The sequence below is a fragment of the Rosistilla oblonga genome (genome assembly GCF_007751715.1).
GTDB classification, from domain to species: domain Bacteria; phylum Planctomycetota; class Planctomycetia; order Pirellulales; family Pirellulaceae; genus Rosistilla; species Rosistilla oblonga.
In genome coordinates this window covers 6,534,731-6,548,819 of record NZ_CP036292.1, presented here as the reverse complement: position 1 = coordinate 6,548,819, position 14,089 = coordinate 6,534,731, and the positions used below count along the sequence as shown (strand labels likewise).

The 14,089-nt window shown below is 59.0% G+C and carries 10 protein-coding genes; 1 reads left to right on the top strand and 9 read right to left on the bottom strand.

What is annotated here, in order from left to right; genetic code table 11:
* Positions 1–69: 69 nt before the first annotated feature.
* The 6 genes from CA51_RS23070 to CA51_RS23045 form a co-directional block, all read right to left on the bottom strand.
* Complete coding sequence (locus tag CA51_RS23070; protein ID WP_145121278.1) at positions 70–1,494, bottom strand: IS4 family transposase; 1,425 nt, start codon at positions 1,492–1,494, stop codon at positions 70–72.
* A 229-nt stretch (positions 1,495–1,723) separates the two neighbouring features.
* Positions 1,724–2,353, bottom strand: a complete 630-nt coding sequence (locus CA51_RS23065) for a phosphopantothenoylcysteine decarboxylase domain-containing protein (protein WP_145123493.1) — start codon at positions 2,351–2,353, stop codon at positions 1,724–1,726.
* Between the two features lie 4 nt (positions 2,354–2,357).
* On the bottom strand, positions 2,358–3,752 hold the full coding sequence (locus CA51_RS23060; RefSeq protein WP_197451417.1) for a DUF1501 domain-containing protein: 1,395 nt from the start codon (positions 3,750–3,752) through the stop codon (positions 2,358–2,360).
* A 6-nt stretch (positions 3,753–3,758) separates the two neighbouring features.
* On the bottom strand, positions 3,759–6,572 hold the full coding sequence (locus tag CA51_RS23055; RefSeq protein ID WP_145123492.1) for a DUF1553 domain-containing protein: 2,814 nt from the start codon (positions 6,570–6,572) through the stop codon (positions 3,759–3,761).
* A 143-nt stretch (positions 6,573–6,715) separates the two neighbouring features.
* The gene (locus CA51_RS23050) at positions 6,716–7,243 is read right to left on the bottom strand and encodes a DinB family protein (RefSeq protein WP_145123491.1); all 528 of its coding nucleotides are present in this window, start codon (positions 7,241–7,243) and stop codon (positions 6,716–6,718) included.
* A 254-nt stretch (positions 7,244–7,497) separates the two neighbouring features.
* Positions 7,498–9,639 (bottom strand): prolyl oligopeptidase family serine peptidase, encoded by a 2,142-nt coding sequence (locus tag CA51_RS23045; RefSeq protein ID WP_197451416.1) that lies wholly within the window; start codon positions 9,637–9,639, stop codon positions 7,498–7,500.
* A gap of 444 nt (positions 9,640–10,083) precedes the next feature.
* Here CA51_RS23045 and CA51_RS23040 point away from each other — a divergent pair, with 444 nt between their 5' ends.
* Entirely contained in the window at positions 10,084–11,088 is a 1,005-nt protein-coding gene (locus CA51_RS23040; RefSeq protein ID WP_145123489.1) for an SGNH/GDSL hydrolase family protein, read from the top strand.
* A 30-nt stretch (positions 11,089–11,118) separates the two neighbouring features.
* On the opposite strand, the gene CA51_RS23035 is transcribed toward CA51_RS23040, so the two are convergent.
* The 3 genes from CA51_RS23035 to lpxC form a co-directional block, all read right to left on the bottom strand.
* A complete protein-coding gene (locus CA51_RS23035; RefSeq protein ID WP_145123488.1) occupies positions 11,119–12,216 on the bottom strand; it encodes a Gfo/Idh/MocA family protein in 1,098 nt (365 codons plus the stop codon).
* A 57-nt stretch (positions 12,217–12,273) separates the two neighbouring features.
* A complete protein-coding gene (gene lpxA / locus CA51_RS23030; RefSeq protein ID WP_145123487.1) occupies positions 12,274–13,080 on the bottom strand; it encodes an acyl-ACP--UDP-N-acetylglucosamine O-acyltransferase in 807 nt (268 codons plus the stop codon).
* Positions 13,081–13,201: 121 nt separating this feature from the next.
* Positions 13,202–14,083, bottom strand: coding sequence for a UDP-3-O-acyl-N-acetylglucosamine deacetylase (gene lpxC, locus CA51_RS23025; RefSeq protein WP_145123486.1), 882 nt, complete (start codon positions 14,081–14,083; stop codon positions 13,202–13,204).
* Between the last annotated feature and the right edge of the window lie 6 nt (positions 14,084–14,089).

Sequence of the window (14,089 nt, the reverse complement as noted above, 5' to 3'; positions counted from 1 at the left end):
GGTTTTTCAAACTTTGATTTTAGGCCTGATGGTAGTGGACGAGGTCACGAGCTGTCGATTACCCACAAGTCATTGGTCTGGTCCGAAGGCTTGCCAGCAGAGGGCGAAGTCGAGCATTCGCCGCGTGCCTCGCCAGATCACTTCGGCTCCCGGCGGACCGTCGCCTTCGCGGTGATTGTAGCCGCCAAGGGTCGCAAGGACCGGGATGAATTGTGACAGCTCAGGAGCTTGCTTTGGGGGAGCCGTCTTTTCCACCACTTTCCAGACCGACTTCCATTCCGCTTCGCTGAAGACGACATCACAGGGAAGCTCTGGACACTCGCGGCCTAAGAAGGTCACAAACATGATCCGCCATGCGATCACTTTGTAAAACATCAACGCGCGGATCAGTCGGTCTCTCGCTTCGAGTTGAATCTCTTCGACCCGGCAGCCAGTTTTGAAAACTCGAAAGAATACTTCGATTGGCCAACGAGCCACATACAAATCCACAATCCGCAGCGTCTGGGCAATCGTGTCGACCGGCAGAGAACTCAGTAACAGCCAGTCGACTTCGGTTCCGTCGCCTGGGCCATCGATCTCGCTCACCCAAACGACACTGATCTCGACCGGCGGCATCGAAGACTGCTTGTTGTGTGGCGCACGAAGAGTCATCCGCTTCGCTCGAATTTCTAACTTCGCAGTGCGTGCTTCACGGCCGGGGTGTTGTTTGTTTCCTGATCCTTTGGTTCGCTCGGGCGTTTGGGGAAGCTGGACTTCGCGGTAAGCGACCGGCTGGGCGGATGCGATTTCGGCACGCATTTTCTTATAAGCCGCAGGCCCGCCATCGGGGTCTTTCTCCGGCAACGAGCGTTTTCGCTGCGAGCGAATGACGAACTGAGCCGGTGTTTCATGCTGATCGGCTTCGACGAAAATGTCGTAGATGTCTCCTTCGCGATCGGCCAGCGAAACGATCTGAGTTTCAGGACATTTTCCGGCGATCTCGCAGGCCTTGCGATAACCATCGAGCCATCGTTGCCCTTCGCCGGTGTGTAGGGGTTGGCCTTCTCGCTTCTTGCTGGTGCCGAGCGCTTCTTTGTCGCGATCGTAGAACTTAACACCGACCACCCCGAGACAAAGTTTCTCCGGCGTGAAGGCGATGTGGGAATGATCGTAAAGTCCACGGCGGCCTAAGCGATCGAGATTGCGGACGCCTTCGGGCGGATGCGCGGTGTAGTCCAGTTCGGTGGTATCTTGTGCGATGCAAACGGTGTCTTGGGCTTTGATTCGTTGGAGTGTCTTTTCAGCGTGAGCCCCGAGAATGGCTTCGGGATCGACGTTGGGGTTATCGAATAGACGGTAAGCGGCTTTGGTTTCGTCCCAGCCACTGCAAGCTTCGTTGATACTGGCCGAAGGGTTGGCCGCCAGCGAGGCGAGCAACGCTTCGGCTCGATCGTTGAGACGTTTGTCTCCAAGTTGAATATCTTGAAATTCGTATGCGATACTGGTCGGTTGCATGCTTTCACCTTAAGATTTCATTGTGCAAAATGAAATACTACAAGCGCAAATACCGTGCCAAAACGAGCTGTTTTTGCGGCGACTTGTGGGTAATCAACAGGAGGTCACGAGTCCCCATAATCTCTGGCGCGAAAGGACTCGTGACCTCGTCCACTACCCTGAATTCAAATGTGGATGAAGCACTAGTGCGGTGCATCGCGCCGGGAGTTGGAACGACGCGAAATCGGCTTCAGCGAATCAAGCGAGCGTCGATCACTTTCAAGATTCCGCGGGCGACGTCGAGCTTCGAGCCCGAAATCTGCTCGAGCAATTGACCTTCGGCGTCGATCAGGTCGACTTGGTTTTCGGCCGAATCGATCGCTTCGGGGCCATTGCTGACCATCAAGTCACAGTGCTTCTTTTCCAGTTTCACGATCGCCCGGAAGTGCCGATCCTGCGTCTCTAACGCAAACCCCACGACCCATTGATCACTCCGCTTGCGTTCGCCGAGGGTGGCGACGACATCGGGAGTCTCGACAAGGTTCAATTGCAGCGGCTTGCCCGTTTTGGAGATCTTCTCCGTCTCCACCTGCTGCGGCTGGTAATCACAAGGCGCCGCCGCGCCGATCGCACCATCGCACTGCTGGAATTCGCGGTGAGCGACTTCCAACATCTCCTGTGTGGTCAGGACATCGATCACTTCGGCTGCTGCCGGATAGGTGACGCTAACGGGCCCACTGACGACCACGACCTGGTGGCCTAAATCGAGTGCGGCTTGGGCCAACGCAGCCCCCATCCGTCCGCTCGATGCATTGGTCAGATAGCGGACAGGGTCCAGGTACTGTCGGGTCGGCCCCGACGTGATCAATATTTTGGCCATTCTTTTACGCAAACAACTCGGTCACAACACGGCCCGCGACATCGGTCAAGCGGAAGTCGCGACCGGCATATCGATAGGTGAGCCTTTGATGATCGAGCCCCATTAAATGCAAAATGGTAGCGTGCAAGTCGTGCATGTGAACCCGATCCTGCTGTGAATAATAACCGAATTCGTCGGTCTCGCCATAGCTGGTCCCACCTTTCACGCCGCCGCCGGCCATCCACATCGTGAAGCCTTGCGGATTGTGATCGCGGCCGTTGGCGCCCTGCACGACGGGTGTGCGGCCAAATTCGCCGCCCCAGACGATCAGCGTGTCCTCCAACATTCCCCGCTGCTTGAGATCTTGAATCAAGCCGGCGACCGGTTGGTCGGTTTTTAAAGAGTTCTTCTCGTGTCCGCTCTTTAAGTTGCTGTGTTGATCCCAGACGTTACCGGTGGAGACTTGGACGAACCGCACTCCCGCTTCGGCTAGCCGTCGCGCGAGCAGACAGCTGCGGCCAAAGTTGTCGGTCGGTTCTTGTCCGACGCCGTAGAGATCCAAGATGTGCTGAGGCTCCTCGTCCAGCGACAGAACCTGTGGCGCGGCCTGCTGCATTCGAAACGCCAACTCGTACGCTTCGATCGCTCCTTCGATCTGTTGGTCCTGGCCGGCGCGATCCAGGTGGCGACGGTTGAGCGTTTGCAACAAGTCCATCTGGCGGTTCTGTTCCGCCGGGGGAAGATCGCCGCGATTAAGGTATTTGACCTGCGCATCGCCCAGCTTGCCGTTGCTACCGATCGCCGTCGCTTGGTGGATCGCGGGAAGGAACGCGGTGCCGTAGTTCCTTGGGCCGCCGTGACCGGTGCTCGGCGCGAGGGCGACAAACGACGGCAGGTCTTCGTTTTCGGTCCCCAGGCCGTAACTGAGCCACGATCCGACCGACGGGCGGACCAAGTTGTCGCTGCCGGTGTTCAGCATGCTGACCGCTTGGCCATGCGATTGCCCGCGGCTGTGCAGCGATTTGATGATGCACATCTCATCCAGATGCCGCGCCGTGTGGGGCATCAATTCGCTGCACCACAGTCCGCTCTGACCATGTTGTTTGAATTTCCACGGGCTGCCCAATAGCTTCAACTTGGCGTCGATCGCTGCCGTCGGCAGATCGTACGGCAGGTCCTTGCCATCGTCGGCTTGCAGACGCGGTTTGTAATCAAACGTGTCGACGTGGCTGGGGCCACCGTGCATGAACAGAAAGATCACGCGGCGAGCGCGAGGCAGATGATGCGTCGACGGTTGGGCCAGCGGACTGCTGGGCGTGGCCGCTTGCGCCTGGCGTGTCATGAGATCGGCGAGGGCCAGCGAACCGAAGCCGCATGCCGAAGCGGAGAGCATCTGTCGTCGAGAGGTTACGTTTTTCATGGTCGATCAATCCAGGAATCGGTATTCGGTGCTGGCCATTAGGATCTGAATGAATTGCGCGAGTCGCTGCGGATCGCCGCCGATAAACTCTGCGGCGAGTTCGCGTTCGTCGCTCTGCGGATAACGTTGCAGGCAGCGCAAGTAGGCCGCTTCGATCTGCGCATCCAGAGGTTCGGATGTTTCAGCGATTTGGGCGGCGATCTGTTGAGACATGTCGATCACCGTGTCGCTGTTCAACATCACCAACGCTTGGGAGGGGACGTTGGTCGCGGGGCGGCGACCGACAAGGATATCGGGATCGGCAAAGTCGAAAGTCGCCAGCATCGGCGGCAATTGGCCGCGGATGATTTGCAGGTACATGCTGCGGCGATTCGATTCGGCCAGTGTGGCCGCTCCCGAACTGGCGGTGTTGTTGTTCACCAACACGCCAAACTTCTGCATCGGTTGTACCGTTGGCACGCGGTCCAAACGCTCGGCGGCGACCAGCATCGTGTCGCGCAGCGCTTCGGCTGGCAGACGCTTGCGATGCCCACGCCACAACAAGCGGTTGTCTGGATCGGCTTGGAAAGCGACCCGATGGTAGTTCGACGACTGACGATAGACGCGGCTGAGTACGATCTTGCGGACCAGCGTTTTGATCGACCAGCCCTCGCGAACGAACTGAATCGCCAGCGTGTCGAGCAGCTCGGGATGGCTGGGGCGATCGCCCAGTTGGCCAAAGTTGTCGACGGTTCGGACCAGCCCCTGCCCGATCAGGTGCATCCAGACGCGGTTGACGATCACGCGAGCGGTCAGCGGATTGTCGGGGTCGGTGATCCAATCGGCCAGCTGCAGCCGACCGCTTTGGTCCTCGGGGATCGCGATCGACGAACCGCTGGAAACGACTTGCAGGAAGCCGCGCGGTACGACCGGGCCCTTGTTGTGGGGTTCGCCGCGGATGCACAAGCAGGCGTCTTCGACTTGTTTCTCATCGACCACCGCCATCGCTCGAGGCAGTGGCGGCGGAGCGGTCTTGTCGTGGTCGCGGATCGCGGCTTCCAGCGATTTGATCTCGGCGGAGACTGCCGCGATCATCTGTTGCTGCTTCTTGTTGTCCGCTGGTTGCTGAGCTTCTTCCCCCGGCTTGAGGAACTGAACCGCATCGGCGATCACGTACCCTTGTGTCCCGGTGTTCCGCATGATCACCGTCGCCGGCTTGTCGGCGGCAAAGTCGTATTCGCCGATCGATTCCCACAAGCCAGCGATCGAACCTGGTTTGGATTGGTTGAGCGTTGCCTGTTGAATCCCCGACGCGGTGTGGATTTCGATCGGTACGTTGGCGGCGCGGCTGCCCGATCCGGTGTAGGCGATCCGCACCTCATAACGTCCCGCCGGCAGGTTGGTGGAGAACGCGACCGACGTCTCCCCCTTGTTTTTGTTGTCGTCGTGAATGTAGCCGGCACCATAAAACGGTTGCGTCAGCAGCGACTCTTTCCAGTGCCCCGTTCGCTTGGCTTCGGTATCGTCGACAACCGTTCCGCCCCAGTTGCGTGGAGCCGCTTTGCGGAGCGAGGCGAGTTGTTTCTTGGTGGCGGTCAGTTTCGTTGTCAGTTCCTTCTTCGCCGCCGCATGCTGTTCGACCGCCGCGCGATGTTCGCTGCGTGTCGGCAGATCGCGTTTGACCCAGGTGCTGACGTACCGCTGCGATTCGCCATCCAACACCTTGGTGCTGGAGAAGATTCCGGCCAAGGCGTAATAGTCTTTGGTTGGGATCGGATCAAACTTGTGATCATGGCAACGGGCACATCCCAGCGTCATCCCGAGGAACGCGCGGCCGACGGTATCGATTTGATCGTCGACGATGTCCATCTTCAGCTTCGCCTTGTCGCGTTCGCTGAGCATCTTCGATCCGAGCATCAAGAACCCGGTGGCGATGAGGTTTTCGATCCGATCGGCGTCGGAGTCGCTGGGCATCAGGTCGCCGGCGATCTGTTGGCGGACAAACTCATCAAACGGTTTGTCGGTCGCCATCGCGTCGACGACAAACTGACGGTAACGCCAAGCGTCGTGAAAGGTCGCGTTGAAGTCGGCGCCGTTGGAGTCGGCGTATCGGGCGACGTCCAACCAATGCCGCCCCCAGTGTTCCGCGAATCCGAACGAGGCGAGTTGGCGATCGACGATCCGACGCCAGTGCTCCGGCGACGGGTCGTCGCTGAATTGTTGAATCAGTTCGGGCGATGGTGGCAGACCGGTCAGGTCGAAGGTCAAGCGTCGCAGGCTGACGATCGGATCGGCGTCTCCCGGATAGGGAAGTTCCGCCTGCAGGCGACGCGATTCGATGAAGCGATCGATGTCCGACCACGCCCAGTCGGAACCGGGGACCGTCGGCGGCGAAACCTCTTGAGGATTCTGGAACGACCAGAAGTCGCGCCCCGCATCGAGGTCGATCCCTTTGGAGGCAGGATGCGTGCCGGTTCCTTCGCGCGGATCGAATGCACCTTGATCGATCCAGTGGCGGAAGTGGTCGATCACTTCATCGGGCAAGCGACCGCTCGGTGGCATCTCGACCGATTCGAACTCGAGCGCCGAGATCAGCAGGCTGTCGGCAGCGTTGGAGGGGACGATTGCCGGACCGCTATCGCCACCGGCACGCCAGCCGTCGGCGGAATCCAACAACAGGCTGCCGCCGAGTTCTTCGGAGTTTTCCGCGTGGCATTCGTAGCAATGTTTGATCAGCACCGGGCGAATGTGCTGTTCAAAATATTCCGCCTTGGAGAGCGGATCGGCCTGAGCGGTGGCGGCGATTGCGATCAATCCGATGCATGTCAGGCGAATCAGCATGTGATTTGGCGGGGCAACAGGATGGGGCGGGCTGTAAAGCGGGCCCCCCTATTGAAGCAGATATCGCTGCCCCAACCAAGCTTTTTTGCTGCTTGGCACCGCAGAAAGCCACTTAAGGTGACTTCTGGCACCCATCGGGCAAGCTATGCCGGCGCCATGCCCATCATGCGACGCCAGGCGCTCAATTGCCCCATGTGCAGCATAAAGTGACCGCCGGTGTAAAAGGCGTGCATTCCGCCCAGCGTTGGGAAGAGTTCGCGGAGTCGCCCTTCGCCGGGGTTGGGAACCATAAATTGATCGTCGGTGGCGTTTCGCAGGGTCGTCAGCGCGGCTTGATAAACCGTGGTGAAGCGGTCGACTAGCTGATCTTTCCCGGGATAGATCAGACCGTTGGGGTCGTCCTGGCACTTGGCGGCCGGCGAAAAGAGGGCGTTCTCGGCTTCGGTCGGTTGATAGGCGGTAGCGTCTTGCCCCAGTTGTTCGACGACGCGTGGAGCGTAGATGCTCAAGTGCCCCAGGATGAAAGCGGGGTGATTCGAAACGATCGGGCCCTCTTTGCCGGGAGCGAATCGAGCGAATTGGTCCGCTGGCAGATCCTTCACCAGGCTGTCGGCGTAGCTGATGCCGCGGGCCAAAGAATCGGCAATCATGTTTCCAATGAAGGTGCTCATATCGATAGCGTCCTTTTATTTCGTTAGCTAATTAAGAAGTTCAGTCTCAGCGAAGAGACTTTGATTCACGCGATGGGTTCGCGCAATCGATGGTCGCCTTTCGCTCCGCGAAAGTCCGGCAGTGAACCGACATTCTGCGAACGCACTTTCGCGGAGCGAAAGGCGACACTGGGCGGCCTTCGCGGCTCACCCAACAAATGAAAAATGTCTCATCGCAGCGACGGGCTGTCTATATCCCGCGTCTGTCGGTTTCGCTACTGCAGCACGCGCGTCAGGAAGGCCCACAGATCGGCATACTGGTCGATGTATTTGGTGACCGGAGTTCCCGCCCCGTGGCCGGCGCGGGTTTCGATGCGGATCAGCGTTGGGTTGTCGCAGCTTTGTGCAGCTTGCAGCGCCGCGGCAAACTTGAAGCTGTGTCCGGGAACGACTCGGTCGTCGCGGTCGGCAGTCGTAATCAACGTCGGCGGATAACAGGTTCCTGGTTTGATCTGATGCAGCGGTGAATAATTCAACAGCGTCTTAAACTGTTCCGGATCGTCGCTGCTGCCAAATTCGGTCACCCACGCCCAACCGATCGTGAACTTGTGGAACCGCAACATGTCCATCACGCCAACCGCGGGCAGGCAGGCACCAAACAGTTCGGGACGCTGCGTCATCACCGCACCGACCAGCAAGCCGCCGTTGCTGCCACCGCGGATCGCCAGCTTGTCGCTGTGCGTGTACTTCTGCTGGATCAGATATTCCGCCGCGGCGATGAAGTCGTCGAAGACGTTTTGCTTCTTCTCCTGCATGCCCGCTTCGTGCCAGGCGCGGCCGTATTCGCCGCCGCCTCGCAGGTTGGGAACCGCATAAATGCCGCCACGATCCATCCAGACAGCCATCGCGGGGGAGAAGCCGGGCGTCAGCGAGATGTTGAATCCGCCGTAAGCGTACAGCAGCGTCGGGTTGCTGCCGTCCAGCTTCAGGTCGGCGCGGTGCGTGATGATCATCGGCACCCGCGTGCCATCTTTGCTCTCGTAAAAGACCTGCTTGGTCACAAAGCGGGATGCGTCGAAGTTCAGTTCCGGTGCGCGCCAAAGCGTGCTCTCGCCGGTCTTCAAGTCGTATCGGAAGATGCTCGGCGGCGTGACGTAATTGGTGAACGAGTAGAACGTCTCGGTTGCATCGCGATGGCCGTGAAATCCGCTCGCCGAACCAAGCCCCGGTAGTTCGATCTGCTTAACCGCTTCGCCTTCCTTGTTGTAGACGTCGACTTGGCTGAGGGCATCTTTCATCGAAGTCGTGAAAAATTCATCGCCCAGCAGACTGCAGTCCTCGATCACGTTCTCGTTTTGCGGGATCACTTCACGCCACTGGTCGCGGCGGGGATCATCGGCGTCGACCGCGATCACGCGTCGTCGCGGCGCGTCGTTGTCGGTCAGGAAATAGAGGATCGATTCATCGTTGCCGATCAACGAATACTCCGCGTCGAAGCCGCCGATCAATTCGGTGACCGGCAGTTTGGGATCGCCCAGCGGTTGGATGAAGATCTGATTCTGTGGCTCGCTTCCCTTCCAGTTGGTGATGATCAGATAGCGTCCATCTTCGGTCACCTCCGGCGTAAAGCCCCACTCCTTGTTGTCGGGGCGTTCGTAAACCAAGCGATCTTCGGACTGGTCGGTTCCCAGTTCGTGGAAGTAGAGCTTTTGGTTGTAGTTGGTTCCGGTCAGTTCTTCGCCATCGGAAGGTGCGTCGTAGCGTCCGTAGAAGAAACCGCTGTTGTCGGGCATCCATGCGATCCCGCTGAACTTGACCCAGCGGACGACATCGTCGCGGTCTTCGCCGCTGGCGACGTCGCGCACTCGCCACGTTCGCCAATCGCTGCCGCCATCGGCGATGCTGTAGGCCAACAGGCTGCCGTCGTCGGTCGGCGACCAACCGGCGAGCGCCATCGTGCCATCTTCGCTCAATTTATTCGGGTCGATCAAAACTCGCCGCGGCGCATCGAGACCGTCGGCAACATACAGCAGGCTCTGATTCTGCAGCCCCGAATTGTGCGTGTAGAAGTACTTCGATTCGCGGCTCCGCGGCAGCGTAAAACGCTCGTAGTTCCAGAGTTCGGTCAAGCGATCGCGGATCGCGGTCCGCTGGGGAATCTGGTCCAAGAAGGTGCGAGTGATCTTATTTTCGGCAGCGACCCAAGCCGCGGTTTGTTCGCTCTCGGTATCCTCCAACCAACGATAGGGATCGGCGACGGAGGTACCGTGATAATCGTCGACGATCGCGTCGCGAGCGGCTTGCGGATATTTAATCGATGGCATTGGGGGCGTGTCGTTTTGAGCGAGAGTGGTGGACGAAAGAAGCGAGAGTAGGCCAATCGCCGTGGCGATCGAAAGCGTTGAGGTGGGATGCATTTTTAATTGCCTAGCGTGAAGCGAGCGGGAGGCGAGACGCAGGTGTTTTTGCTGCGTTGCGGCGATCGTCACCGCACCGCGACGAAGCATTCGCGAGCCAAATTCGGGACGCCCCAGAATAGTGCGACTAACCGCGTTTGGCAATCAATGGTGCCCATGCTCGCAGGGCAGTTCCGTGTTTCAAATTGTAACGCCAGAGGAAATGGTACCCAGAAGCGTAAGCGAGGAATTCACGCGGTGACTCGCTTGGGCGTCGGGGTGCCAAGAATGCTTGACTTGAAACAGTGATTTGCCCTGCCCTTGCTCATGCACCTAAACAACCCTTTCGGCAAGAGACGTTTAACCACATTGAATTCTCGGTTGCGGCTAAGATGGAGAGACGCAAGCCGCGCCACGTCGGCTGAATGTGTCGACCGATCTTATCGCCTTGGAGCGGAGAGTCCAATGAATGATCCTAATTCGGCCGACGGCGCTGCTGAACATGCTCACGCGGATGTGGGGAGGCCGCGGCGGAGCAAGCGGTTGCGACGCTTGCTGTTGGTCGGCGGCTGTTTGACGATTGTCGCGCTGGCTTACATCGAACTGACGCTGCGTCGACCGATCGGCAGCGGTCCAGCGGGGCCGGAGGTTGCGCGGGAGGCTTTTACCGAGCCGTGGTCTTCGCGGCAATTCAAGTTGCTGGGGATTGGCGATAGTGTGACGGCGGGCTTGGGAGCGAAGAGCCCTGCACATTCTTACTTTCAACGGATGCTGCGGAATCCCGAGGATGAGTTTGCGGGGATGCAGGGGATTTGTCTGTCTCGCGTGCTGCCAAACATCGAAGCCGAAAATTTGGCGGTCTCTGGATCGACATCGCCGATGCACTGGGAGAGGGTGCAACGTTTGCCAACGCACGCGGTGGAGACGTTTGGAATTGTTGTGATGACGACGGGCGGGAACGATCTGATCCACAGCTACGGCCGCTCGCCAGCTCGCGAAGGGGCTATGTACGGAGCGACCTTGGATCAGGCCGAACCGTGGATCGAGAACTTTGCAGCCCGGCTGGATCAGATGCTCGACCGGATCGATGAAAGCTTTCCCGGCGGCTGCGAGATATTTTTGGCGAACATCTACGATCCGACCGACGGCGTCGGCGACGCGCCAAGTATCTTTCTGCCGCCGTGGCCCGACGGGCTGGCAATCCATGCTCGCTATAACACGATCATCCAGGACGCGGCAGAGCGTCGGTCAAACGTGACGCTGGCGCCGATGTACGAAGCGTTCTTGGGGCACGGATCGCATTGCCGGCAGTTTTGGCGGTCGACGTACGACCGCAGCGATCCACACTATTGGTTCTTCAGCAATATCGAAGATCCCAACGATCGCGGCTACGACGCCATTCGGCGTCTGTTTTTGAACGCGATCGTCGCTCGCCGCGACGCGCTGCCAAGCGGTGGCAGCACGGAATGATGAGGCTTGCCGGCGGTCGGCTGCAAGATGCTAAGCAGCTTTGCGCTGTTGATGGATCCGTTGGCTGGCCGCTTCGACCGATTCGGGCGGAGTGGCATACGCCCCCACTTGTTCGGGTTCGCTTGTGTCGCCGAGCCATTGGCGGCAGTCGATCGCTTCCAAAACCTGTTCAGCCACGGCGACAGCGCGAGCGCCATCGGCACCGCTGACCGTCGGCTGGCTGCCGCTTTGGATGCTGATTACAAAGTCGTGCTGTTCGTCCAAGATCGCGTTTCTCGGTTGAATCTCCGGCGACTGCGAAGCCAACCAATGGCTGAACAATTGCTCGCGGAAGTCGGCCAGAGGTCCGGCGGCTGACAATTCGAACGAGCGTTCGGCGATCGAAGCTTCGGGCTGGATCAAGGTCGCCGAGGGACCGGAGAAGTCGATGTTGGCGTAGCCTCGCGGGCCGTAGACCTGCATCGTTCGAGCTGCCGCGGGGCTGATTCGCGATGCCTTCAGGTTGGCGACTAGACCGCATTCGAACGTGATCCGAGCTTCGGCAACGTCTTCGTGATCGCTGATCACCGACAATCCGCTGGCGTCGATCCGTTGGACCGGGGCGGAGGTCAGCGAGAGGACGAGGTCGATGTCGTGGATCATCAAATCCATGACAACGCCGACGTCCAAGCAGCGGCCGGGAAAGCTGCTGGCGCGAACCGCTTCGATGTATTTGGGATGCTCGAGCATCGATTCGGCCGCCGACCAAGCGGGATTAAACCGCTCGACGTGGCCGACTTGCAGCGTGCAACCGTTCTGTTTGGCCAAGGCGACCAAACGGTCGGCATCTTCGCTGGTCGTGGTGATCGGTTTTTCGATGAACAGATGCTTTTTGGCGCGAAGCACATCGCTGCCGATCTCCGCGTGCAGATCGGTCGGGGCGGCTAGGATCACGCCGTCGACAAGTCCCAGCAGATCGCGATAGTCGGCGAACGTTGGCACGCTGAACTGATCCTCGATCGCTTGCCGAGCGGCGGCGAAAGGATCGCTGACGGCGACCAGTTGGACGTCGTCGATCGTGCTGAGCAGTTTTGCGTGGATCTTGCCCAAGTGGCCCGCTCCGATTACGCCAAGCTTCAATCGAGTCATCTTCTCTCTACTCCGTTATCGTTGGGCCAAGTGGCAGATTCGTCGGTGGACGCCCGATCAAGCAGCCTTGCGGCGATCGCGTCCGCGGCCATTTTTGCCGCCGGTTTGATGTTCCAGGAAATCGAGCAGTCGCAGCAGCGACGGTTGGATCGGTCCGCTGTTGAGCAGGCGCTGCCGCGTTTCAGCGACGCCAACCGAGCGGCGATAGTACAGCTTAAACGCCTCGGTGATCACGCGGATTTCATCGTTGCTGAAGTCGTTGCGTTTGAGTCCGACGACGTTGACGGTCCGCGGTCGAGCGGGCGATCCTTCAGCCAGCATGTATGGCGGCACGTCTTGCTTGACGCGTGAAAGTCCACTGATGAAGCAGTAGGCGCCGACCGAAGCGTAGTGGTGGACGGCGACGCCGCCCGACAGGATCGCATCGTGATCGATGTGAACGTGTCCACCCAACATGCAGTTGTTAGCCATCACGATCCGGTCGCTCAGACGACAATCGTGGGCGACGTGGGCGTAAGCCATCAAATAACAATGGTCGCCGATCGACGTGATCCCATCTTCTTTTTCGGTCGCGCGATTGATCGTGCAACCCTCGCGGATCACATTCCCATCGCCGATGATGACCTGCGTTGGCGAACCTTGGTAGCTGAGGTCCTGCGGTTCACCACCGATCACCACGTTGGGAAAGATGTGATTGTTTTCACCGATCGTGGTGTGGCCCATGATCGTGACGTGGTTTTCGATCTGCGTTCCGGCGCCGATGCGAGCATGCGGGCCGATAAGGCAGAAGTGGCCGACGCGAACATCGTCGCCCAATTGAGCGCGAGGGTCGACGACGGCGGTGTGCGCGATGGTGACGCTCATAGAGGAAAGCCCTTCCTTGGGCCACGGTGGTCCGTTTAGTTAATTAATGACGCATCCATTGCGTCGTTTGATCGTATCAACATTTGCCCAACGACGGCAATTCCGACTTGCGGCAACTGCCTCAGGCCGTTTTACGAGAACCGTTCATCGACCGACAGCTCAATTGTTGCAATTCGGCTGCCATCGAAGCGTTCAGTTCGTGTCCACCGCGGTGGGATACAAAACGTCCGATCAGCGGGAAGCCGGCCAGTGCCAGGTCGCCCACCAAGTCCATCGCTTTGTGACGTGCGCACTCATTCTCAAAGTGCAAGCTGTTTTCGACTAACCCATGGTCGTCGAAAATCAACAGATCTTGATTCGTTACGTGTCCAGCAACGCCGCTGGCTCGCAACTGTTTCGCCTGGTCCGCGGTCACAAAAGTTCTCGCGGGAGCCAGTTCTTTGGCGAACGATTCGGGAGTCACCTGGAAAGCCGCAGTCTGCGGACGGATCGGGCAATCGTCGCCGTAATCCAACCGGTATTCGACTTCGAAGCTATCCGAATCGCTTGGTGAAGCCTCGATCCAATTCGACGCCGAACCGATTCGCAACAAACGGTCGACCCGGTAGGGCCGGATCGTAGTCGCTTGTTCGACGCGAGCTGTGGAGTTGAGGGCATCGACAAACGCCGCTGCCGAACCATCCATTCCGGGCATCTCTTCGGCATCGACTTGGATCTCGCAATTGTCGATCTGCAGCGCCGAAAGCGCCGCCATCAAATGCTCGACCATCGAGACCACAGCCCCGGTGTCGCTGCTCAACACAGTTCGCAGCGACATGCTTTGGCGAAACCCGACCAAGCCTGGGACACTTGGGCACCCAGGCAGATCGGTGCGGACAAATCGGATCCCCGAGCCTGGGTCAGCCGGCAGGAAACGCACCGTGACCTGCTGGCCCGACCAGTAACCGCGGCCGGTCACTTGGCAAGCTGCTTCAATCGTGTGCTCGACTCGCTGACAAGTCATAGGAAC